The organism is Streptomyces sp. MJM8645 (assembly GCF_001625365.1).
Classification (GTDB): domain Bacteria; phylum Actinomycetota; class Actinomycetes; order Streptomycetales; family Streptomycetaceae; genus Kitasatospora.
In genome coordinates this window covers 692,080-713,478 of the sequence record NZ_LJJF01000002.1, presented here as the reverse complement: position 1 = coordinate 713,478, position 21,399 = coordinate 692,080, and the positions used below count along the sequence as shown (strand labels likewise).

Below are 21,399 nucleotides of genomic sequence, written 5' to 3'. Positions count from 1 at the left end.
TCCGGCCTGCCGGGGTCCGTTCACGAAACGAGTCTGTATGTGCCCTGGGAATTTTTCAAGAACGACCAAACGGAATGTCTTATTCTCGCAGGTGCGGGGAGGGCGACTTTCTGGACATAGGGCTGCGTCCGCCTCTCCCGACACCGGATCCGGCGCTTCCGCCGGCGCTGCTGCCGCCTCGGGGCCGGTGCCAGGGTGCACTTTGGGGCGAATCGCACCGTTGATTTGGGTGAAACCTGTGGACCTTGCGAAGGTTGGTTAAAGGATGTTATATGGCTCGGTAAACCAGCCCCGGGCCAGGATTGGCGTACTTCTCGAAGGCTTGACCCCTGTGGTACGTTCCAGGCGAAGGTGCACCGGATCCGCGTCATCGAGTGCGTGCGACGAGCGGACACCCCTTATTTCGACACGGTTCGAAAGGGTCCGACAGGAGCGGGAAATCCTGTGGATCACGGACCTGAAGTCGGTATTCAGCTGGCTCTCGCCAATTCATCGACCACCTGCCCGGCGGGCGGCCGTGCCTTGCAGGCAATATCTCGACAGGGAGGCCTCATGGGTCTGCAATTCGGCTTCTGTTTCGGTACCTCGTTACGCCATGACGTGAAGCGGGACCACTTGTGGAAATTGCTCGACGCGGTGGAGCAGTACGGATTCGATTCGTTCTGGTTCTACAACAACAACGGGGACGACATGCCCCCGCCGCTTGAGCTGGCACGGGAAGTGGCCCACCGGACATCCGCGCTGGTCTTCGGTCCGCACGTCCTGGTCGCCGCTGGCCTGGAACCCTCCGCCGTGGTCCGCGAACTGACCGACCTGTACCGGCGGTCCAACGGCCGGTTCGTCGCCCAGCTCGGCATCGGCGGCCCCCGCGAGGCCCTCATCCGGGACCCCGCCGAAGCGGCCGCCGCCCTGGAGGACATCCTGCGCCGCCTGCGCCGCCTCGTCGGGGAGTCCGCCGGGGAAGCCAGCGGCAGCGGCCCGACCGGGGTGCCGCCCGTCTGGCTGGGTGGAGGCCGGGAGCGGACCGTACGGCGCGTCGCCGCCCTCGCGGACGGCTGGGTCCCCGCGTTCATCACCCCCGCCGAGTACCGCCGGCGCCTGAAGGTCCTGGACGAGGAGCAGCAGCACCTCGGCCGCACCGAGCACATCACCCGCGCGGTGCAGCTCGTCTACGTGCCGCCCGCCATCGACACCCCCGAGCTCCGGCGCGAGCTGGACGCCGAGGTCTCGGCCCACAAGCAGGGCTGCACCAGCCGCGATGTCTATGCCGTCGGCGGCGACCGGGCGTTGCGCGAGCGCCTGGCCGAGTTCGCGGACGTCGGCGTCGAACACGTCATCCTGGTCCCCGCCCGCGCGGTCCCCGACTGGGAAGCCGAGATCGCCCGGCTCCACCACACCGTCACCACGTCGTTCGGCTAGCACGTCCGCGGCTGCGCGGCTCCCGGTTCTCCCTCGCCGAAGCGGCGCTTCACCGGTGGCGGGCCCTGTCGCGGGTCCGCCATCACGTCCGCAGTCGGAGTCGTCGGCCGGTTCGACGTCCTTCTTGGTTTGTCGGGAAGTGCCCCCGCAATGAACGATAGTTGAGCAACCGGGCGGCGCCGTCCGGCGGAGAAGGTGCCCACCCTGACCCGCTGCTCCACTGAAAGCTGGCCGACTCCCCATGGACCTGGCACACGAGGCGATCGACGGCCTCCTCACGGACTACCTGTATGGGGACGACCGCGCCCTCGACGGCCTGCTGGCAACGGGGCCGGCGAGTCTTCGTCGGCTCCTCGCCATTCGGGCGGGCCGGGCCGAGCCGGGCTGGGACATGGCGGAGATCGTGCGCCGCGACCGGGACGACTACTGGCGCCCCTTGGAAGCGCAGATACACCTTGCCCGTGCCTTCCCGGACACCTTCTTCGACGAGGTTGCGGAGGACCCTGCGCAGGAATCGGCACTCATGGAGACGCTGGAGTACATCAAGGATCCGCGAGCCCTGCCGTTCCTGGAACGCCAACTGCGCACCCGTAGCCCGGAGTACCGCCGTCGAGCGCTGCGGGGTCTGGCCGAGAACGGTTCGGCCGATCACACCGAGGCCGTCGCCGCGTGCCTGGCGGATCCCGAGACGCGGTCCGAAGCGGTGGACACGCTGGCGCGGCTGGGCGACGTCCGTGCGGTCGGGCCGTTGCTGCGCGAGCACCTGGCGGACGACTCCTCGTTCGCCAGGTGCGCCGGAGCAGCCCTCGACCAGGTCGAGCAGCGCATCGGCGGGCCGCTGGTACCGCCGGCCTGGCGCGAACTGGGGCCGGCGGTGTTCACCGCGCAGGCCGTGATGGGCGTGCCGTGGTGCGTGGCCGAGGTTCTGGTGGAGCCCGGTCAGACGGTCCGGGGCGGCGAACTCATGGCCGTCCTGGAGAACGACGCGATCTGCCAGGAGCTGATCGCGGACTGGCCCGGCACGGTCACGGAGGTCCGGATCGCGGTGGACGACGAAGTTCCTGAGGGGGCCGTCCTGCTCGTTGTCCAGTCCCGTCGCCGGATCGGCTAGCCCCGCACTTCGCACTTGGGCTTTTAGGTCTGCAGCCAGCGGGGGCGGGTTTCGTCGATGCCGAGGAGTTCGAGCAGGTGTGCTTGGACTCCTCGGCTGATCAGGATGGTGGGCGGGTCGGTGGCGGTGCCGGGCCGGATCTTGAGGCTGGCGAGGTGGTAGAAGATCAGGCGGCCGGTGGGGCGGACGGCCCGGCTGTCGGGGTAGAGGCCGCGCATGGTCTGCTCGGGGCCCAGGGCTTGGCGGACCTGGCGTTCGATCAGGCAGAAGACCAGTAGAGCCAGGCAGATCACGGTGATCAGGGCCGCGATGCGTCGGTTGTGCTGCAGGAAGATCGGGGCGACCGCGAGTGGGGTTCGATCCCGAAGACCTCGTCCACCGCCCACTCGGCGGCCCAGTTGCCCACCCGCACCAGCGGCGCGGGCGCGGACAGCCGGTTGGCTACCAGTACCTTGATGACCTGGCCGTGCGTCAGGTGCGCGACATCGCGCACCGGGCACAGCCCGTCGATGATCCCGGCCACGTCCAGCCGGCGCAGAAACTCGGCAGAGGCGGGCAGAGCACCCAGACGCCTCTCCATCACGGGCGCGATCTCCACAGCGAAGCGTGGACGGTGCACCCGGGACCGCGGCGAACGAGATATCGACGACACACCTCATCCAACGACCCGCACACCACCGAGGTACCGGCCACATCATCAGTTCATCCAAACCACGCACGTGCGAAGGACGGGACTAGCACTCCCGCGGCCTGGGGCCGAGGCCACCAACGATGTAACCCACGGCTGAATGCCGAGAAGGTCAGCGGCTGGGTGATCGCGGCCGCTGTCGCTTGAATCTGGTTGCGGGGCACCTCATCGGCTTCGGGAGTGCGCTCCTGCCCTTTGTCGCTGCTGGCGAAAGCCTGTGGGCTCCCGAACGCCTCACCGCCGCCTGCGTCCCCTTCCCGCCCACCGCTTGGTCCCGGCCGGTCCTGCGGCGGTGGGGTCGCTCCGTTTCCTCACCGCCGCAGGGCCACCGATCTCACGGCTGGACGGCGCGGTAGGTGAAGAGGCCACCGGGCTGGAGGCTGGCGAAGAGGTCAAGGAGGGGAGCCGCGGAGTCGGCGACCGCGACGATGCGGGCCATGGTTCCGCCGGGGGTTCCCTGCTGCCAACGGGGGCGGTCGCCGACGGCGTACGGGAGCTCCGCCTCTGCGACACCAGGAAGTACGAGGAGGGCCTCGACGGTCGGGGCGGCGGTGAGGACGGTGTCGTGGTGCGGGGCCTGGGGCAGGAGGAAGGCCGTGCTGCGCGTGGGCGGAGAGAAGTCGGGAAGCTCTCCGCCGGTGGCGATGGCGGCGCAGGCCAGCACCGAGTCGAAGGAGCAGCAGTGGTGGAGCATCTCGGTGACCCCGCCGCCGATGCGGCTGTTGACCTCGATGACCCGGGGACCCTCCCGGGTGAACATGATCTCGGTGTGGACGCCGGAGTCGGTGATGCCCAGGGCACGGATCGCCTGGGACGCGCAGTCCAGCAGCGGGGCGAGGACGGTGTCCGGCAGCACCGAGGGCATGATGCCGCCGTTCTCCCGGAAGCCGGGGGAGAGCGGGAACTTGTCGGTGACCGCCAGGTGCCGGACCGTGCCGCGCCGGACGAGTGACTCGACGCTCGCGTAGGTGCCGTAGCAGGGGTCGTTGTGCGGGCCGATGCCGACCAGGAACTCCTCCAGGACGAAGTCCGGTACGGGGCCACCGCGGGGGTCGGCGGCGTAGTCGGCGCAGGCGGCGGACCAGAGTTCGGCCAGGTCGGTCGTGCTGTCCACCTGGAAGGTCGCCAGGCTTCCGACGCCGGCCTTGGGCTTGAGAACCGCGGGTAGGCCCACGGTCCGGGCGGCGGCGCGGAGTTCGTCGAGGTCGCGGACGGACGCGAAGCGCGGGGTGGGAATGCCCGCCTCGGCCAGCAGCCGGCGCTGCTCGTGCTTGTTGCGGATGGCCGCGAGCGACCTCGGCGCGTTGGCCGGCAGCCCGAGGCGGGCGGCCGCGGTGTGCACCGGTTCGAGGGCCATTTCACCGAAGCCGAGGATGCCGACGGGCTGCCAGGCCTTCGCGACGTCGGTCAGTTCGTCGGCCGCCGTGTCCTGGCCCAGCACGGTCGCATGGGTGCACCACTCGTCGAACAGGGCGGCGCGGGCGCGGTTCAGGTCGGGGTCGGGACCCGGGATCCAGAGGATGTGCAGCGCGTAGGCCGAGCACAGCCGGGGGAGGTACCAAGCGGGCCGGGGGCCCGTCGGCACGTCGAGCAGGAGGAGCCGGGGCAGGGGAACGGTCGACACGGGCGCCGCCTTCGGTCGCGGTCAACGGGGGGAGTCGGACGCCGGTCCTGGCGCCGGTGGAACGGGTTCCGTCAGCAGGGCGCCGAGGTCGGCCGGGTGCACGTCGCCGGGATGCCGAGCCACCGGGCCGACGCCGACCGGAGCGACGGCGGGTGGTCCCGGCGGCTCGACTCTCGCAGACCAGCTCCGTCCCTGGCAGCACGGTCTGGTCGTCGTGATCACGAATGTCGCAAACAGGAGACCCGTGCCCTCCGGGGGCAGCGCCACGGGCGTGCGCCGTCGTCTTTACGCCTGGCGCAAGTCCGCCGGTGCCCGGCCCGCCGATCCCCTTCCCCCGCCTGCACAATGAGCTGCGTCGTCACGGTCCGTGTCGGCCCGTCGCACTGTGCGGACGGGGTGGGAAGCATGACGGAGGGGGTGGACCCATGCTGTCCGGGAAGAGCCCGGCCGTTGAGCCGGGGCAGCCGTCGGCGTCGCAGTTCGCGGTCTTCTTCGGCGGCCAGGTGTTCTCGCTCCTGGGTGACGGCCTGGCGTTCCTCGCCGTGCCCCTCGTCGTCCTCGAGCTGAGCGGGGACCCGTTCGCCGCGGCTCTGGCCGCCGCGCCGCGGACCGTCGGCTACCTGCTGGTGGGCCTGTTCGCGGGCGCGTTGGTCGACCGGCTCAACCCCCGGGCGACCATGTTGGCGACGGACGCCGTCCGCTTCTCGGCGTTCCTGACGCTGGCACTGCTCGCGAGCACGGGGAACCTGCGGGTCTGGATGGCCCTGGTGCTGGCGTTTCTGGCCTCGGGGGCCGGCGTCTTCTTCGAGACGGCCCTGACGGTGGCGGTCCGCGACCTGGTCCAGGGCCGACGGCTGGTGCGCGCCAACTCCTGGCTGGAGGCGACGAACCAGGCCTCGCTCGTGGTGGGCCCCGGCCTGTTCGGCGCGCTCAGCGCCCTCTTCGGGCTGAACACGGCTCTGTTCGGCAACGCGGCCACCTACCTGCTGTCGCTGGCGACGATCTTCACGATCGGACGGTTCGGCGGGACGCCCGCCCGGGCCGGGACGACGACCCGGGGCGCGCTCCGCAGGCTCCGCGCGGACGTGGCCGACGGCCTGCGCTTCCTGCGGGACACCCGGCTGATCCTGCTGCTGACCGGCCTCCAGGCCACCGCCAACCTGTTCATCGCCGTGGAGACACTGACCCCGTTCTACCTACGGAACCAGCTCGGTTTCGGAGATTCGGCCCTGGGCGTGGTGGTCGGCCTGGGCGGCCTGGGCGGCGTGCTGGGTGCGGCGGGCGCATCCCGGCTGGCCACGCCCGGGCGGCGGCTCGCCGTGGTGGCCCTGAGCGCGGGCTGCCTGGGGGTGGCTCTCGCCCTGATGGGGCTGGTCGACAGCCTCGCCCCGTTGGCCGCGCTCAACCTGTTGGTCAGCGGTTCCGCGGTGCTGGCCGTCGTGGTGATCCGCAGCGTTCGGCAGGAGTTGGTGCCGCGGGAGGTCCTCGGCCGGGTGACTGCCACCGCCCGGATGGCCGCGCTCGCCGCGAGCCCGCTCGGAGCGATGGCCGCCGGGTTCCTGACCGGGCTGAACCACTCCGATCCGCGGCCGGTGTTCGTCGGGTTCGGCCTGCTCGCCACGGTCACGGCGGCGTTCGTCTGGTTCGCCGGGCTGCGTGATCACGCCCCGGGCGGCGCGCGGGCTCAGGCACCGGACACCGTGTGACCGGTGCGGTCGGCCCGCTCCGGTTACGGGCACGTCGACGCGTCCACGTGCCGATGTGCCGACCTGTCCCGCATCGCCCCGGCGGGTCACCAAGTCGTCAAGTCAACGAGTCAACGGAGGGAAGAGAACGTCATGACGCATCTGTTGGTGATCAGCGTGGGCACTGAGGTGTACCGCCGGTACATCCTGGAGGACCTGCGTGCGGCGGGAATCCGGGTGACCGCGGTGCAGGCCGCGCCCCAGCGGCCGTGGGCCGCCCCGCTCGTCGACGTCACGTACGAGGTGGACCTGCGGGATCGGACCCAGGTGGTGGGACTGACGGAGAAGCTGCACGCCGCGGAGCCCTTCGACGGGGTCCTGACCTACGACGAGGCGCACGTCGAGCTCGCGGCGGAGGTGGCGCATGCGCTGGGCCTGCCCGGGCTGTCGCGGGAGGCGGCGGCCAGGAGCCGGGACAAGCGGCTGATGCGGGAGGCGTTCCGGGTGGCCGGCGTCCCTTCGGCCCAGAGCGTTCTCGCCATGACGGCGGACCGGGCGGCCGAGGCCGCCGAGCTCATCGGCTACCCGGTCGTCCTCAAGCCCCGCAACCTCGGGGGCAGTTACGGGGTCGTCCGGGTCGACGACGAGGAGCGGCTCCGCGAGCTGTTCCAGGTGGCGGTCGGTGCTCGGATCGACCGGATCGACACCGTCCCCGGAGTCCTGGTGGAGGAGTACCTGGAGGGCCCGGAACTCAGTGTGGAGTCCGTCGTCCAGGACGGGCAGGTCCACATCTGCGGGTTGACCGAGAAGGAGGTGGGGTTCGCCCCCTACTTCGAGGAGCTCGGCCACGTCTGCCGGAAGCCGTCGACGTACCCGGGGTACGCGGAGATCGAGCGGGTCGTGGTGGCGGCCCACCACGCGCTGGGGATCACCTACGGGGCGACGCACTCGGAGTTGCGGATCACGGCGCGGGGGCCCCGCATGATCGAGACGGCGGCCCGGCTGGGCGGGGAGAAGATCCCGTACGCGACCCGGCTGGCCACCGGGGTGGACCAGGTGGCGCTCACGGTGGCCGCGCTGACCGGGGGGCGGGTCGAAGTGCGCCCTGAGCGCGAACTGTTCGCCGGCGTCCGCATGGTCTACCCGTCGCACGACGGGCGGGTCCGCACCCTGGGGCACCGGGCAGGCGCGGAGGAGCTGTGGCACGAGCTGGTCTGGCACGCGACGCCCGGGCAGGACATGGCGCTGCCGCCCCGGGGGTTCATGACGAGGCTCGGCCACATCGTCGTCGTCGAGTCCTCCAACGAGGCCCTGACCGCGCGCCTGCGGGACTCCGTCGCGGCCCTGACGATTGAGCTGGATCCTCTGCCGGCGCAGTCCGCCTGATCCGGCGGTCGGCCGAAGTCCCCGGCGCCGAACGCGGGTGCCCCGTTTCCGGATTGCGTCAGTCGTGATTGTGACGCCCGATCATCCTGTCCGGGGCCGACGGGGCGTGGGAAGCTGAAACCGGTCGCACTCGGTCGCGGATGCGACCGGGCTCCGGCCGCGCGCCACCGGTCTTCCCCTATCCGGTTCGAGCTGCGAGGTCCGCCGGTGCCGTAAGCGCCGGAAGGCGCCGATCGTGCCGAGCCCGGTGAAAGCGCCGAACGTGCCGAGCCCGGCGAAAGCGCCGAACGTGCCGAGCCCGGCGAAAGCGCCGAACGTGCCGAACATCCCGATGGGCCGAGGCGGCCGGATGTCACCGCCCACCATTCTTCTCCGACCATTCCCGACCCGAGAGGGAGAACCATGCCAACTTCGGTTCTACGACTTGAGCTGACCGATTCCGAGGCGCTGCAGGTCCGGAAGCTGCTCGACGATGTCCTGCTCGATCCCCGGATCCTCGATCAGCACTACTTCCTCGAACAGGCACACGTCATCGCGCACGAACTGCCCCGCCGCATCCGGGAGACGTTCTACTCCTTCAAGCGCAACGAGCGGGAGGTCGCACTCCACATGGTGGGCTCCCCGGCCACGCGGGGCGCCCTCAGTCCCACGCCGACCCGCTACGTGGAGACCGAGCCCGGCTACGAGATCAACGAGAGCCAGGTTCTGCACGGGCTCTACGGAAGCCTGCTCGGGGAGCCGATCGGGTACGTCTCGCAGCGCGCGGGCAGCCTCTTCAACTCGATCATCCCGATCCCGGGCCTGGCCGGCGTCGCGAATTCCAGCTCCGGTTCCAACCACGACTTCGGCTTCCACATCGAGGACGCCTTCCACCCGACCCGGCCCGACTTCCTCGGTCTGGTCTGCCTGCGGAACGACGAGGGCGCGGGTACGACCCTGTCGAGCATCGAGGGCATCGACACGCTGACCCCGCAGGAGTGGGAGGTCCTCTGGGAGCCGCGGTTCCGGATCGGCCACAACCCCATCCACGAGACCTCGGGCGTGATCGACGAGGAGCAGCAGTCCATCTTCTTCGGGAACCGCGAGAACCCGTACTTCCGGGTGAACTTCGCCGCCCTGCGGATCGACGAGTTGACCGGGATCGAGCGGACCGCGTTGGAGAAGCTCCACGAGTTCCTGCAGCGGAACAAGGTGACCCTGGTCCTGCGGGGCGGCGAGTTCGTCTACGTGGACAACTACCGCTGCGCGCACGCCCGTGACGCCTACACGCCGCTGCCCGAGGGCCGTTCGCGGTGGCTGTCGCGGCTCTGCGTGACCAACGACCTGCGCAAGTCCAGCATGCTGCGCGCGGACACGATGAGCCGCGCCATCGCGGCCTGAGAACCATGCCGCGGGTCCTGTCGGCCCGACCGGGCCGACAGGACCCGCAGGGCGGGACGGGACGGCCGCGCGGCGGCTGGTAGGACGTCGGACCTCGGGAGGAGGAACAGGGGTGATCGAGTTCGAGCGGGTGTCGACCGGTCCGTACGGCGGGGCGTCCGGCCCCGGGGCCCGGCCGGGGCCGGACGCCCAGATCGGCATCTTCGACTCCGGGTTCGGCGGACTGACGGTGGCCCGGGCCGTCCTCGACCGGCTGCCGTGGGAGTCGATCGTCTACCTGGCGGACAGCGCCCGCTCCCCCTACGGACCGCGGAGCATCGCCGAGGTGCGCTCGTATGCCCTGGAGTGCCTCGACCAACTGGTGGCCCTGGGCGTCAAGATGCTGGTCATCGCCTGCAACTCGGCGAGTTCGGCGATGCTGCGCGACGCCCGCGAGCGCTACGACGTGCCGGTTATCGAGGTGATCTGCCCGAGCGTGCGGGAGGCAGCGGCCGTGACGCGGAGCGGGCGGGTCGGTGTGATCTGCACCGCGGCCACGAAGACGTCCATGTCGTACGAGGACGCCTTCGCGGCCGCGCCGCACGTCCGGCTGACGGTGCAGTCCTGCCCCCGGTTCGTCGACTTCGTGGAACGCGGAGTCGTCGCGGGCCCGGGCCTGGCCGCCGCCGCCCGCGAGTACCTGGCGGTGCCGAAGGCGGCCGGGGTCGACACCCTTGTCCTCGGGTGCACCCACTACCCACTGCTGGCGGAGGTGATCGCGGACGAGATGGGCGAGGGGGTGTCGCTCATCTCCAGCGCGGAGGAGTCCGCCAAGGACGTCGCCTGGCAGCTCGGGAAGCTGGGCCTGGCCCGTGCGCGGTCCGCGCCGCGGCACGTCTTCATGACGACCGGAGACCCCCGCCAGTTCCAGCGGATCGGACGTCGCTTCCTGGGCCCGGTACTGACGGACGTGGCCGCAGCAGTGCGCTGACGAGGCGCTGCCGGTCCTCCGGGTGGTCGGCCAGCCAGGCCCCGAGCCGGTGGTCGGCCCCCGCGAGGCGCAGCTCGGAGAAGTCGGCCTTCGCGGCCAGCGACGTGCGGACCAGGTCGGTGACGCCGGGCGGGATGACGGCGTCCTGCTCCGGGACCACCAGCAGGGCCCGGCCGTTGAACCGCGCGAAGGTGCCGGGCGCGGAGCTGGTCCGCCAGCTGCCGGGCCTGCGGATCAGTTCGGTGAACCCGGAGCCGAAGGGCACGTCCCAGGCCTCCGCGCCGTAGATTCCGGGGGCGCAGGCGGCGAGCGCCGCCACCCGGCCGCCGTACAGCGCTACCAGGTCGGCGAGGGTCTGACCGCTCATGCTGAAGCCGACCAGGGCGAGCGGCAGGTCGGCGCCGAAGACCTCCTCGATCACGGCCGCGGCCTGGTGCCGGCGCCGGCGGAGGCTGAGGTCGCGCAGTTCGCCGGTGCTCTCCCCGTGGCCGGAGAAGTCCAGGGCGACGGCCGGGTACCCGAGTGCGGCGAAGTCCTCGGCGAGCGGCAGGTTGCGCTCCTTGCTGCCGTTGCCCGCGCCGTGCATGACGACAACGCCGATGCGGTCTGCGACGGTGCCGGGCCCCGGGTCCACCGTGTACACGCTCAGCTGCTCGCCGTCGATCGGGTGAACGGTCTTGCGTACGACGCCCATGACGCCCCTTCGGACAGGGAGTTGACTTTTGGTCAGCAGAAAAATGTCACACTGCAATCGTGCGCCACCAGTATACTGACCGGACGTACGGGGGTTCGTGGCACGGCTGTTGACGAAAGGGCCGGAGCAAACCGGGCACGGGGAGGAAGGCAGCCGGCCGGTGGCGGGGGTTTGTTGCACGTGACCCGTGTTCCCGCTCCGGGCCCGCCGGAGCCGTCCGGCCCGTTCCGCTCCGCTCCCCTTCGATCCGTCGTGTCCTCCCACCCCCGGCCTCGACTCGACGGAAGGTGAGGGGATGGATTCCTTACTCAGGGAACGCACCCGGCCCGGTCTCCGACCGGTGCAGTTGACGCTGACGGAGCTGGCTTCGTACCGGCGCATCGTGAACGACGGGCCCATGCGCCCGGAGGAGCTGTCCTCCGGGGAGGGCCGGGCGGCATCTGCCTCCACGGTGGAGCGACTCGTCAAGGCGGGCCTGGTCCGTCGGCTGGCGGCCGGCCGACTGGCCGCCGTCGACCCGGCGCACGTCTCCGACCGGCTCCTCGAGGGCTGGGAGGAGCGTCTGCAGGGCGCCCAATCGGACCTGATGGTCGCCCGGGAGCAGCTCGCCGAACTGGGCCTCATCTACGCGGCCCGGCAGAGCGGCTTCCAGGGGCCTCAGTTCGAGCGGATCGAATCGGCGGACAAGGCGCTCCGCACGGTGGAGCGGTACGCGGGCGAGAGCCGCCACGAGGTCCTGGCCGCGCTGCCCGGAGGGCCCCGCCCGGCCGCCGAACTGCCCGGATCCCGCAACTGGGAGGGCGAGTTACTCCACCGCGGCGTGCGGCTGCGGACCCTCTACCAGCACGCGGCCCGATTCCACCCCCCGACGGTGGCCTACGCCGAGGAGGTCGCCGGAATGGGCGCGGAGGTCAGGACGGTGACCGGGAGCCTGGCCTGGTTCCTGGTCTTCGACCGGAAGGCGTTCCTGGTGCCGCTGCGCGAGGTGCCCGGCGGTGCCCTGATCGTGCGCAACGAGGACCTCGTGGCCTTGGCGGTGGAGATGTTCAACCGCTTCTGGACGGCGGGCGAGCCCATCGGGAAGCCCCGGGAGAAGGCCTTCATCCAGGGCCTGACCAACCAGACGCAGCGCTCCATCCTGCAACACCTCGTCGACGGCGCCGACGACCGTGCCACGGCCCGGGCCCTGGGTATCTCGGTGCGGACGTGCCAGCGGCACGTCTCGGAGATCATGCGGGAGCTCGGGGCCACCAGCCGCCTCCAGCTGGGCTACCTGCTGCGGAAGAACAGCCTGCTGGAGAGCGGGGACGAGGGTTGAGGGGCTCCTCCGGCGGCGCGCCCGGACCAGGCCGGGTGCCACCGGAGGTCCGCTGCGCCGTCGCCGGATCGGCTGGCCGAGGTTCCGGCCTCCCGTCAGCATGCTTATTCCTGACGGGAGATGAGCAAGAGACCCCCTGTTATGGTGCGCTTATGTCATTGATCAAGAAGTTTCAAGTCACCTTCGACTGCGCGGAACCCCGGCGCGTCGCCCGCTTCTGGTGCGAGGTGCTGGGGTACGAATCGCCGTCGCCGAAGGGGTTCGCCACCTGGGACGAGTACGACCGCTCCCAGCCTGCTGAGGACCGGGGTTCGTGGTCAGCCTGCATCGACCCCTCAGGGGTGGGCCCGCGACTGTTCTTCCAGCGCGTTCCCGAGGGCAAGGTCGTCAAGAACCGGGTGCACCTCGACGTGCGGGTCGGCACCGGGCTCGTGGGCGAAGAGCGCCTCGCCACGCTCGAAGCCGAGTGCACCCGGCTGCTCGCGCTCGGCGCGGTACGCGTGCGACTGCTCTATGACGGCCACGATTCGTGCATCGTGATGCAGGACATCGAGGGCAACGAGTTCTGCGTCGACTGAGCCAGCCTCCTCCGACCCGGCGGGCCGGGCCGATGCGCGGCGGCGGTGGCACGGGGCTGGCGGAGTGGAATTCCGGGACGCGTGGTGGGAATGCGTACGACCCTCCCGGGCGGGGCGGCACGCTTCCTGGTGACCCACAGCAGGGCTGTGGCCGAGCACTCAGGAGGAACCCGCCCATGAGCAGTCACGGACACCCGGACGGGGTGCGAGGCACCTCTCCCGCGGCGAAGGCGTCGGCGAGCCGTCACGTCGTCGCGTTCTACCAGACCGGCACGACCACGGGCGACCCCGGCAGCCAGTACGTCTCCCCGGTGCCCCTGATCGGTCACGCGGACGTGGTGGAGGTGGCCGCGTTCCACCTCAACGATCCCGCCCAGTACCCGATCCTCACCCTGAACGACGACCCGCCCTCCGCGGCCAAGTACGTCCCGATGTGGCGTGACATCGCCTCGGTGCAGGCGAAGGGCGTCAAGGTCACCGCGCTCCTCGGCGGCGCCGCGCAGGGGACGTACGGGCTGCTCGACAAGGACTTCGGCACGTACTACCCGCCCGTCCGCGACGCCCTCAGGACGTACCGGCTGGACGGCATCGACCTCGACGTCGAGGAGGCGTTCCACGAGGCGACCGCCGAGAGGCTCATCCGTCAGCTGCGCTCCGACTTCGGGCCGGACTTCCTGATCACCCTTGCCCCGGGGCCCGGCGAGCTCACCATGCCCGAGGGCGGCAACCTCCCCTTCCTCGACTACCGCACGCTCGAGAAGCAGGTCGGCCCCCTGATCCGCTGGTACAACACCCAGTTCTACTGCGGCAACGGCAGCCTCGCCGACACCGCCGACTACGACGCGGTCATCCGGAACCAGTTCCCCGCGTCCAAGGTCGTCGCCGCCGGCATCACCAACGACAACCTGGACTGCGAGGGCTACGTCGACATGCCGGTCCTCCAGCGGACGCTGCGCGCTCTCGCCGACAAGTACCCGGACTTCGCCGGTGCCGCGGGCTGGGAATACGCGCTCTCCCGCAACGTCGACGGCCCCAACTGCCCCACCGGCCCTGCCAGCTGGTACTGCGCCGTCCGTCAGGCGCTCGCCGCTCCGGCGGCCAAGGCCTGACGGTGTAGCTCCGCGGAGGTCTCCGGCTTGGTGGCATCCGACCGCGGAGCCTCCACGCCGGCCAGCAGGGCCGTCGTGCATTCCTCGGTGAGGTCTTCCGCGTGCGGTGGCAGCGGTTGCCCGGCGCGCAGATGGCGGCGGACCACGGACAGCGGCAGGTCGATCAGGGCCAGGGTGATGCGCTCGTGGTCCTGGGGGCCCGCCGCGCCGAGGGTTTCGGCGAGGGAGCCGATGGAGTCGAGCACGCGTTGGTTGCCGAGGTCCGCGCGCTCCTTGTGTTCCTCGGACCAGCCGGCGCGGCCGAACTCCTCGGCGCCGTAGAGGAGGAGCGAGGCTTCCTGCGGGTGGGCGCGGCTCCAGGAGATGACGTGCCGGGCGACCGCGCGGGCGGCCGGGTGGGGGTCGGGGGCGCTGCCGAGTGCGGCGAAGTGCCCCTCCTGGAAGCGCTCCACGGTCCGCAGCCACACCTCGGCGAGCAGGGCCGTACGGCCGGGGAAGCGGTGGTACATGGACCCGCTCGGCGCGCCGATCGCCTGGGCGACGGCGGACATGGTCACGCCGGCCGGCCCGGCGGAGGCGGCCAGCCGGACGGCGGCGTCGAGGATCTGGTCGGTGTCGAATCGGGGTGGTCTCGCCATGAATCAGAGGGTACCCTCCAGATTATTAGAGGCTGGTCTCTAATAATCTGAAGGGGAGGACGCATGGGCGTCTACAACGTGCACGAGCGCCTGCTGGCCGCCAAGGCGAGCGAGGTGGGCGCGCTCGTCGACAGCCTGTCGGGCGGCTCGGCGGACCGACTCTGGGCGCACGCGAACTGGCCCGCGATGGAGTTCGACCGCCCACTGGCGGTCGGCGCGACCGGCGGCCACGGCCCGGTCCGCTACACGGTCACCGCGTACGTGCCCGGGGTCTGGATCCGCTTCACCTTCAGCGGGCCGCGCGGATTCCACGGCTTCCACGAGTTCACGGTGCTGCCCGTCGACGAAGAGCGCACCGTGCTGCGGCACACCCTCGCGATGAAGGCCGGCGGCCTGGAGCGCCTGACCTGGCCGGCGGCCTGGCGCCCGATGCACGACGCCTGCCTGGAGGACGGCCTGGACCGCGCCGAGCTCGCCTGCACGGGCACGGTGGCCCGCCCGGCCCGCTGGACCCCGTACGTACGCCTGCTCCGCGCGTTCGCACACAGGTGAACAACGACACGGGGCCGCCTGCCGGCGGTTTCGAGCGCGGCCCTCCGGCCGATGATCTCGCCTGATCTCGCCGTCCTCGTCCGGCAGGCGTACGTGCCCCGGAACAGCTGGTCAGCGGCTGCTGTCCGGGCGGTGGACGCTGAGGTTGCCGTAGGCCGGCAGAACGCCGGCCAGGTCGCCGGGCTTGTCCCGCAACGTGCCGTCCAGGAAGGCGAGGGTGGCCGCGGCGACGACGCGCGGGCTCTCGGCGCGGCCCAGGGAGCCGACGATCGAGGGCACGGGCGGCAGATACAGGGGGCCGTCCATGAACGTGAGATGTGCGGCGCCGGGGATGGTGAGCCGATAGCTCGTCGCGGTGCTGGACTTGAGCGCCTCGGTGAGGCGGGGCAGGTAGCGCGGGTCGGTTGCCGGGGTGACGACCTGGGTGAGCGCGAGCGTCGGCTGGTCGAGGGCGGGGGAGGTGGGGCCGTGGGGGAAGCCGTCCAGATCGATGACGGCGTGGAAGCGGCGGTCCTGCCGGGCTGCCTGGAGGGCGGCGGCACCACCCATGGAGTGTCCGGCCACCGCGACCCGGCCGGTGTCCAGGTGTCCGCTCAGCGGGTCGGCGGTCTCACCCCGGTCCAGACCGTCCAGCTGGGTGAGGACGAAGCCGAGGTCGGCGGCCCGAATCGCTGTCCAGTCGGCCGCCAGTTTCTCGTCCTGGTCCGGGTCGCCGGTGGAGGTGGTCTCGGTGGTGATCGTCCGGCCGTCGGAGAGGACGACGGCGGCGGAGTCGTACGGGTGGTCGAGGGCGGCGACCACGTAGCCGTGGCTGGCCAGTTCCTCCGCCCAGGCGGTGTTCTGGGTGCGGACTCCGCCCGACCCGGGGGAGAACAGGACGACGGGGAACCGCCCCCGCCCGCCGTCCACCGGGGCGTCGAAGACCGCGTGGGTGTGGGCACGCGGAACACCGTCGACCAGGAAACCCGGCAGGCCGACCTGGCGGGCGAGGGCGTCGGAGACGGTGCGGGCCTCGTGCTCCGTGCGTCCGAGGTACTGGGCCCGCTGCGCGCCGGCGGGGCTCTTCTGCGCGGGGTACCAGAGCTGGACCACGACCGTGCGCCGGTCGTCCGGATCGGCGGTGAAGGTCTCGGGGCGGCGCGGGTCGGTCCACTGGACCACGCGGGTGCCGACCGCGAACTCGCCTGTCGGGGTGGGGAATTCGGGTACAGGAAGGGCCCACGCGGCCGCCGGGCCCGCGGCGATCAGGCCGACGCAGGCCATCGATCCCGGCAGCGCCAGCCACCAGCGGGCCCGCCACGCGGGTCGGCCGGGACGGCGCCGGAGCGGCCGCAGCAGGGGGGAGAAGGCGAACGGCAACGCGAAGGCAGCGCCCGCCAGGACCGGCAGCATCTGCCAGCGGATCCCCGCCACACTCAGCAGGATCGCGGACAGCACGAGAATCGCCCCCGCCGCGATCGTGACGCGTGGGCGGACGGAGGGGGGAAGCCAGCGCGCCACCACCAGTGCGACGGCGCCCAGCAGGACAAGGATTTCCAGGGGGGACATGTACAGCCCCGTGATGATCTCGGTCACCAGGCCATATTCGGCGCCGGGTATGCGCTGCCACATCGATCCCGGGTCGCCGTCGTGTGCCACCGGGGTCGCAATCCGTGGCACGTCCCGGTGCGACCGGAGTGGCAATCGAGCACGCCGGATCGGCGGCCGCCCTACGACCACGGGAGGTAGCGGGACTCCTCCTGCGGTCGTACCTCGGCACGGTGCCATCAGACGGTGGACGCATGTGCTCCCTGGGGCCCGCGCCCTACCGTGACAGGGCCGCCTGCACGCGGTGGCGGCCCCGGTCGGGGCCACCATGACGCCGAATCGACAGGGACGTGTGATGACCGAGGCGGCCGCGGAACCCGGCGATGCCTACCGGGATCGGGTGCGGGCGTTGACGCGGGTGCGGTGGGCGAGGACGGCCTCACGGCTGACGAGGTACGCCGACCTGGCTTCCGCACGAGCGGCGCGACTGGTGACAGCCGCCGGGCGCCGGTGCTCCCGGCTGCCGCCCATGGTGTGGGACGCGCTGCTGCCGACGCTTCTCCTGCTCAACATCATCACCACCCACGCGCCGCACGAGCTGCCGGTGGCCGTCGCCCTCACCGCCGCCCTCGCGCTGCCCCTGCTGTGGCGGCGCCGGGCCCCGCTCACGGTGTTCGGCGCCGTGGCAGCCGCGGCCTTCGTCCAGTGGCTGACGGACGTCCAACTGCCGGCGGACATCTGCCTGTTGGTGGCCCTCTACACGGCAGCCGCGCACTCGGGCCGGCGCGGCACGCTCGTCGCCGGTGCCGTCGTGGAGGCAGGGGCCCTGCTGGCCTGCCTGCGCTGGGCGACGGAAGGCGCATTCCTGACCCCCTTCGTCGCGGTCACCGCGATGGTCGTCGCCGCCGCCGTCCTGGGTGTGAACGTGCGGACCACGCGCGCCTACCTCGCGGCCGTGGAGGAACGGGCCGCACGCCTGGAGCAACAACAGGACCAGCAGGCGCGACTGGCCGTCGCCGAGGAGAGGACACGTATCACCCGGGAGATGCACGACATCGTCACCCACAACCTGTCCGTCATGGTCGCGCTCACCGACGCCGCCGTCTACGCGCAGCACCGGTCGCCCGACAAGGCCACCGCCGCGATGCTCCAGATCTCCGAGACGGGCCGGCAGGCCCTGACCGACATGCGGCGCTCGCTGGGCATCCTGCGGACCGACGAACCGGACGCGGAACGCCACCCGCTACCCGGCATCGCCCAACTGGGGGCCCTCGCCGACCAGATGTGCGCCGCCGGGCTGCCGACCCGCATCGAGGTCCAGGGCGGCCACACCCACATACCCGCCACCGCGCAACTGACCGTCTACCGCCTGGTACAGGAAGCCTTGACCAACACCCTCAAGCACACACCCACCGGCACACGTGCGAAGGTCCGGATACGGTGCTCGACCGGGACCGTCACCGTGGACGTCACCGACAGCGGCCCCCGCCCGCCGCTTCCCGGCGCCACACCGTCCGGCCACGGCATCCCCGGCATGCGCGAGCGCTCGGCCGCCTACGGGGGGACATTGCGGGCCGGACCGCTTCCGGGCGGCGGCTGGGGAGTTCACACCCGCCTCCTCCTCGACAGCAGCGGAGCGGCGTCCGCATGACGATCCGCATCCTGATCGCCGACGACGAAGCGCTGCTCCGGATGGCCTTCAGCACGGTCCTGGAGGCCCAGCCCGACATGGCACCGGTCGGCGAAGCCGCGGACGGCGCCCAGGCCATACGCCTCGCCCGGGAGCTGCGCCCAGATGTCGTCCTCATGGACGTCCGGATGCCCGGGATCGACGGGATCGAGGCGACCCGGCAGGTCATCCGGATCTCCCCGCAGAGCAGAGTGCTGATCCTCACCACCTTCGACCTGGACGAATACGCCTTCGCCGGACTCAGCGCCGGAGCCTCGGGCTTCCTGCTGAAGAACACCAGGCCCGAGGAACTGCTCACCGCGATACGCAGCGTCGCCGCGGGCGACGCGGTGGTGTCCCCGCGGGTCACCCGCCGCCTGCTGGAGCACCTGCGCCCGCACATCCCCGACGGCAGCAGCGCCGACCCCGACGACCGGCTGGGCCGACTCAGCGCCCGTGAACGCGAGGTGCTCGTCCAGGTGGGCTGCGGCCTGTCCAACACCGAGATCGCGGCCGCCCTGTACCTCGCGGAGGCGACCGTGAAGTCCCACCTGGGGCGAATCCTGCACAAGCTCGAACTCCGCGACCGGATACAGGCGGTGGTCTTCGCCTACGAGAGCCGCCTCATCCACCCCGCATGACGCCGCCGAGCGCCTCGCCGCCGCCCGCCCCGGGTCCGGTGTCGGGACGGGAACCGTGACGTCGTCATCGGCGTCCCCGTTCAAACCAAGTCGTCTACGACCAGGGCCCGCGGCTCCCCGAGTTGCGAGCAGGTCCCGGGCCGGCCGGCGCGCGGCCGAAGCTCCACCCATGCGGAAGAAAGACAGTGATGACGCAGCAAGATCACCAGGCCCTGTCCGCACCCGGGCCGGACGCTCCCGGTCAGGCCCCGGGACCCCCGGCCGGAGAGGGCCCGTCGCGGTCGATACGGCCGTGGCTGCCGGCCTTGCTGTGCGCCTTGGGGTTCGCGGCGGTCTACCTGCTCGCCGTCTGGACCCCGTTCGGGCAGCGGGGGGAGAACTCCCTGATGAACGGGAACGGCGGCGAACCGGCGTGGATCTACGACTGGTCGGGGTCGACCTTCGACTCGGCGGCCATGCCCCCACTGGAGTTCACCGCCCTGCCCACCCTGGTCGTGGGGATGGCCGTGATCGTGGTCGTCGCCCTGGCGCGGCGGTGCTGGTGGCAGGGCTGCGCGGCGATCGGGGTCGTCCTGGGCACGTTCGGGGGCACCGAGGTGTGCAGCAAGATGGTCCTGCCCCGCCCCGACCTGGTGAACGCGCCCGACATGCTCACCGAGGTGAGCTTCCCCAGCGGGCACGCGGCCGTCCCCATCGGGCTGGTCCTCGGCGCCGCCCTCGTCGCCTCCCCGCGCCTGCGCCCCTACGTCACCGCGGTCGGCATGCTGTGGCTCACCGTCACCGCCGGCGCCGTGCAGGCGCTCTACCACCACCGGCCCAGCGACGTGCTGGGGGCCGCGCTGCTGGGCTGCGCCTGTTACGGTCTCGCGCTCTGGCTGCTGCCGGCCTCCGCCGCACCGGGCGTCGCGCGCAGCCCCCGGGCTCTGCCGGCCGTCGCCCTCGTCCTGTCGGCGGCCGCCGCGCTCGCCGCCGGCGCGCGGGATGACTCCGTCACGGGACCGCTGATCTTCGCGGCGGCGGCCTTCCTGTGCGCGGTCCTGGTCTGGTGCACCGTGGTGGCGGGACCTGCCCGCGTCGCGCGTCGAACACGGCCGGCGGTGGGCTGACCGCCCGGCGCGTTGTCCGGCCGAAGGCCGAGGCCGTTGGCCTCGGCCTTCGGCATTTGATCGGTGTGATCCGCCGTACGTGACCGAACCCAACAGGGCGGAGTGAATCCGGTCAGGTGCGCCCCGGACGTGCATCGCGCCATGACGACACGCCCCCCATGCACTGTATCTCTGCAGGCCATTGGGGGGACATTCCTCTTGCGGCGAGGAAATCCGGATTCCGTGAGGACTTCGACCCGTCCATGAGTGAGAAATGCTTCTTTTCCGTCCTTCCAGGAGGAGAAAGATGACTACGCACGTCAGTGGTCAGGACAGCAGCGCGGTGTCCGCCACCAACACCGTGGACCTGTACTGCAGTGTGAAGATGGGGGCGTTCAACTCCTCCGGCAACGGCTCGATGACGGTGACCTGCGGGAACTTCGGGCCCGACGACGCCACCGGGGACGTGTCGTTCAAGTTCATCACGCCGTTCTTCGTCAATGTCCCCGCTCTGCCCACCGTGGCCGGGGGAACCGCGAGTTGGCTGTACGAGAACACCGACGTGAACGTGCCCTCGATCATCAAGGTCGAGTTCCCCGGGTTCATGGCCGGCGCGAGCATCGACATCACGGTGCCGCTGACCCTGGACCCCAACGCCCCCAACGCGCCCTCGGCCGGGCGGGCGATCTTCACGACCGACGCGGACAACACGGCCGACATGGACTCCGACCTCACCCGCAACATGTGGCCCGTCTACACCGTCCGGCAGAGCGCGAACAGCCCGACGGCGGGTTCCGTGAACCTGTACTACACCCACCACGAGCTCCCGCTCACCATCGGCGGGGACGCCCGGGAGATTCCGTTCCAGTTCTACAACGGGGCGGGAAGCCTGCTCCACGGGACGGTCAGCAGCTCGCTGTTCACGTTCTCCACCCCGTTCTACACGAGGGTGCCGTCCTTCGGCCGCCCGTCGAACCTCACGGCCCTGTACGAGAACGACGACCCGGCCGTCCCCTCGATCTACCAGCTCCTGGTGCCCCCCGGGGTCGGGGCCCTCGGCGCCGGCGTCGCCACGGTCTACGACATCCCGTTCCAGGCCCAGTCGGGGGCGCCCTTCGGACACCTCGGCGGCGCGGGGTGCTACTTCCCAACCGGCGCGGACTCCCAGGGCGACTACTCCGACACCCACCACCGGATCGCGTTCATGATGGTCGTCAACGGCGCACTCTGACCGGGCACTTCCCCGGCACTTCCCCGGCGCGGAACAGGCGTGGGACAGGCGTGGGACAGTCACGGAACAGGTACGGAACAGGCCGACCCGCCGG

At 71.2% G+C, this 21,399-nt stretch carries 20 protein-coding genes; 14 read left to right on the top strand and 6 right to left on the bottom strand.

Annotation, left to right across the window (positions count from 1 at the left end; translation table 11 throughout):
* Positions 1-552 precede the first annotated feature (552 nt).
* Together A6F73_RS33860 and A6F73_RS33855 are read left to right on the top strand one after the other, a co-directional pair.
* Positions 553-1,419 carry an LLM class flavin-dependent oxidoreductase gene (locus tag A6F73_RS33860; protein ID WP_079136498.1) on the top strand — a complete coding sequence of 289 codons (867 nt, stop codon included), beginning with the start codon at positions 553-555 and terminating at the stop codon, positions 1,417-1,419.
* A gap of 241 nt (positions 1,420-1,660) precedes the next feature.
* Complete coding sequence (locus A6F73_RS33855; RefSeq protein ID WP_063352184.1) at positions 1,661-2,530, top strand: HEAT repeat domain-containing protein; 870 nt, start codon at positions 1,661-1,663, stop codon at positions 2,528-2,530.
* A 23-nt stretch (positions 2,531-2,553) separates the two neighbouring features.
* Here the strand turns inward: A6F73_RS33855 and A6F73_RS33850 are convergent, their stop codons facing one another.
* From A6F73_RS33850 to A6F73_RS33840, 3 genes are all read right to left on the bottom strand, one after another.
* Positions 2,554-2,823 carry a hypothetical protein gene (locus A6F73_RS33850; RefSeq protein WP_244293804.1) on the bottom strand — a complete coding sequence of 90 codons (270 nt, stop codon included), beginning with the start codon at positions 2,821-2,823 and terminating at the stop codon, positions 2,554-2,556.
* A 5-nt stretch (positions 2,824-2,828) separates the two neighbouring features.
* The gene (locus A6F73_RS33845) at positions 2,829-3,128 is read right to left on the bottom strand and encodes a DUF4277 domain-containing protein (protein ID WP_159398682.1); all 300 of its coding nucleotides are present in this window, start codon (positions 3,126-3,128) and stop codon (positions 2,829-2,831) included.
* 424 nt (positions 3,129-3,552) lie between these two features.
* Positions 3,553-4,842 (bottom strand): ATP-grasp domain-containing protein, encoded by a 1,290-nt coding sequence (locus A6F73_RS33840; protein ID WP_063352183.1) that lies wholly within the window; start codon positions 4,840-4,842, stop codon positions 3,553-3,555.
* 425 nt (positions 4,843-5,267) lie between these two features.
* Between A6F73_RS33840 and A6F73_RS33835 the strand changes: the two genes are divergently transcribed.
* The 4 genes from A6F73_RS33835 to murI all read left to right on the top strand — a co-directional run bounded on the left by A6F73_RS33835 (position 5,268) and on the right by murI (position 10,263).
* Positions 5,268-6,548: an MFS transporter gene (locus tag A6F73_RS33835; RefSeq protein WP_063352182.1), complete on the top strand. Its 1,281-nt coding sequence runs from the start codon at positions 5,268-5,270 to the stop codon at positions 6,546-6,548.
* 132 nt (positions 6,549-6,680) lie between these two features.
* Positions 6,681-7,913, top strand: coding sequence for an ATP-grasp domain-containing protein (locus A6F73_RS33830; protein ID WP_063352181.1), 1,233 nt, complete (start codon positions 6,681-6,683; stop codon positions 7,911-7,913).
* A gap of 402 nt (positions 7,914-8,315) precedes the next feature.
* Positions 8,316-9,293, top strand: a complete 978-nt coding sequence (locus A6F73_RS33820; protein ID WP_063352179.1) for a TauD/TfdA family dioxygenase — start codon at positions 8,316-8,318, stop codon at positions 9,291-9,293.
* Between the two features lie 112 nt (positions 9,294-9,405).
* Positions 9,406-10,263 (top strand): glutamate racemase, encoded by an 858-nt coding sequence (gene murI / locus A6F73_RS39940; protein WP_244293803.1) that lies wholly within the window; start codon positions 9,406-9,408, stop codon positions 10,261-10,263.
* Here murI and A6F73_RS33810 read toward each other — a convergent pair.
* The gene (locus A6F73_RS33810) at positions 10,172-10,957 is read right to left on the bottom strand and encodes an alpha/beta fold hydrolase (protein ID WP_063352177.1); all 786 of its coding nucleotides are present in this window, start codon (positions 10,955-10,957) and stop codon (positions 10,172-10,174) included. The two genes, murI and A6F73_RS33810, sit on opposite strands and share 92 nt — an antisense overlap.
* 295 nt (positions 10,958-11,252) lie before the next feature.
* Here A6F73_RS33810 and A6F73_RS33805 point away from each other — a divergent pair, with 295 nt between their 5' ends.
* From A6F73_RS33805 to A6F73_RS33795, 3 genes are all read left to right on the top strand, one after another.
* Positions 11,253-12,275, top strand: a complete 1,023-nt coding sequence (locus A6F73_RS33805) for a LuxR family transcriptional regulator (protein ID WP_107453141.1) — start codon at positions 11,253-11,255, stop codon at positions 12,273-12,275.
* A 152-nt stretch (positions 12,276-12,427) separates the two neighbouring features.
* Complete coding sequence (locus A6F73_RS33800) at positions 12,428-12,853, top strand: VOC family protein (RefSeq protein ID WP_063352175.1); 426 nt, start codon at positions 12,428-12,430, stop codon at positions 12,851-12,853.
* Positions 12,854-13,029: 176 nt separating this feature from the next.
* A complete protein-coding gene (locus A6F73_RS33795; protein ID WP_063352174.1) occupies positions 13,030-13,962 on the top strand; it encodes a glycosyl hydrolase family 18 protein in 933 nt (310 codons plus the stop codon).
* Here the strand turns inward: A6F73_RS33795 and A6F73_RS33790 are convergent.
* Positions 13,929-14,600 (bottom strand): TetR/AcrR family transcriptional regulator, encoded by a 672-nt coding sequence (locus A6F73_RS33790; protein WP_063352173.1) that lies wholly within the window; start codon positions 14,598-14,600, stop codon positions 13,929-13,931. The genes A6F73_RS33795 and A6F73_RS33790 overlap by 34 nt on opposite strands.
* Before the next feature lie 63 nt (positions 14,601-14,663).
* Here A6F73_RS33790 and A6F73_RS33785 point away from each other — a divergent pair, with 63 nt between their 5' ends.
* On the top strand, positions 14,664-15,152 hold the full coding sequence (locus A6F73_RS33785) for a hypothetical protein (protein ID WP_063352172.1): 489 nt from the start codon (positions 14,664-14,666) through the stop codon (positions 15,150-15,152).
* A 111-nt stretch (positions 15,153-15,263) separates the two neighbouring features.
* Here A6F73_RS33785 and A6F73_RS33780 read toward each other — a convergent pair whose 3' ends face one another.
* A complete protein-coding gene (locus A6F73_RS33780) occupies positions 15,264-16,763 on the bottom strand; it encodes an alpha/beta fold hydrolase (protein ID WP_063352740.1) in 1,500 nt (499 codons plus the stop codon).
* A 445-nt stretch (positions 16,764-17,208) separates the two neighbouring features.
* Between A6F73_RS33780 and A6F73_RS33775 the strand changes: the two genes are divergently transcribed.
* The 4 genes from A6F73_RS33775 (at position 17,209) to A6F73_RS33760 (ending at position 21,305) form a co-directional block, all read left to right on the top strand.
* Positions 17,209-18,330: a histidine kinase gene (locus A6F73_RS33775; protein WP_063352171.1), complete on the top strand. Its 1,122-nt coding sequence runs from the start codon at positions 17,209-17,211 to the stop codon at positions 18,328-18,330.
* On the top strand, positions 18,327-18,989 hold the full coding sequence (locus tag A6F73_RS33770; protein WP_063352170.1) for a response regulator transcription factor: 663 nt from the start codon (positions 18,327-18,329) through the stop codon (positions 18,987-18,989). The genes A6F73_RS33775 and A6F73_RS33770 overlap by 4 nt, the downstream gene beginning before the upstream one ends.
* Before the next feature lie 317 nt (positions 18,990-19,306).
* Positions 19,307-20,095 carry a phosphatase PAP2 family protein gene (locus tag A6F73_RS33765; protein ID WP_244293801.1) on the top strand — a complete coding sequence of 263 codons (789 nt, stop codon included), beginning with the start codon at positions 19,307-19,309 and terminating at the stop codon, positions 20,093-20,095.
* A 286-nt stretch (positions 20,096-20,381) separates the two neighbouring features.
* A complete protein-coding gene (locus A6F73_RS33760; RefSeq protein WP_159398681.1) occupies positions 20,382-21,305 on the top strand; it encodes a hypothetical protein in 924 nt (307 codons plus the stop codon).
* Positions 21,306-21,399: the final 94 nt, after the last annotated feature.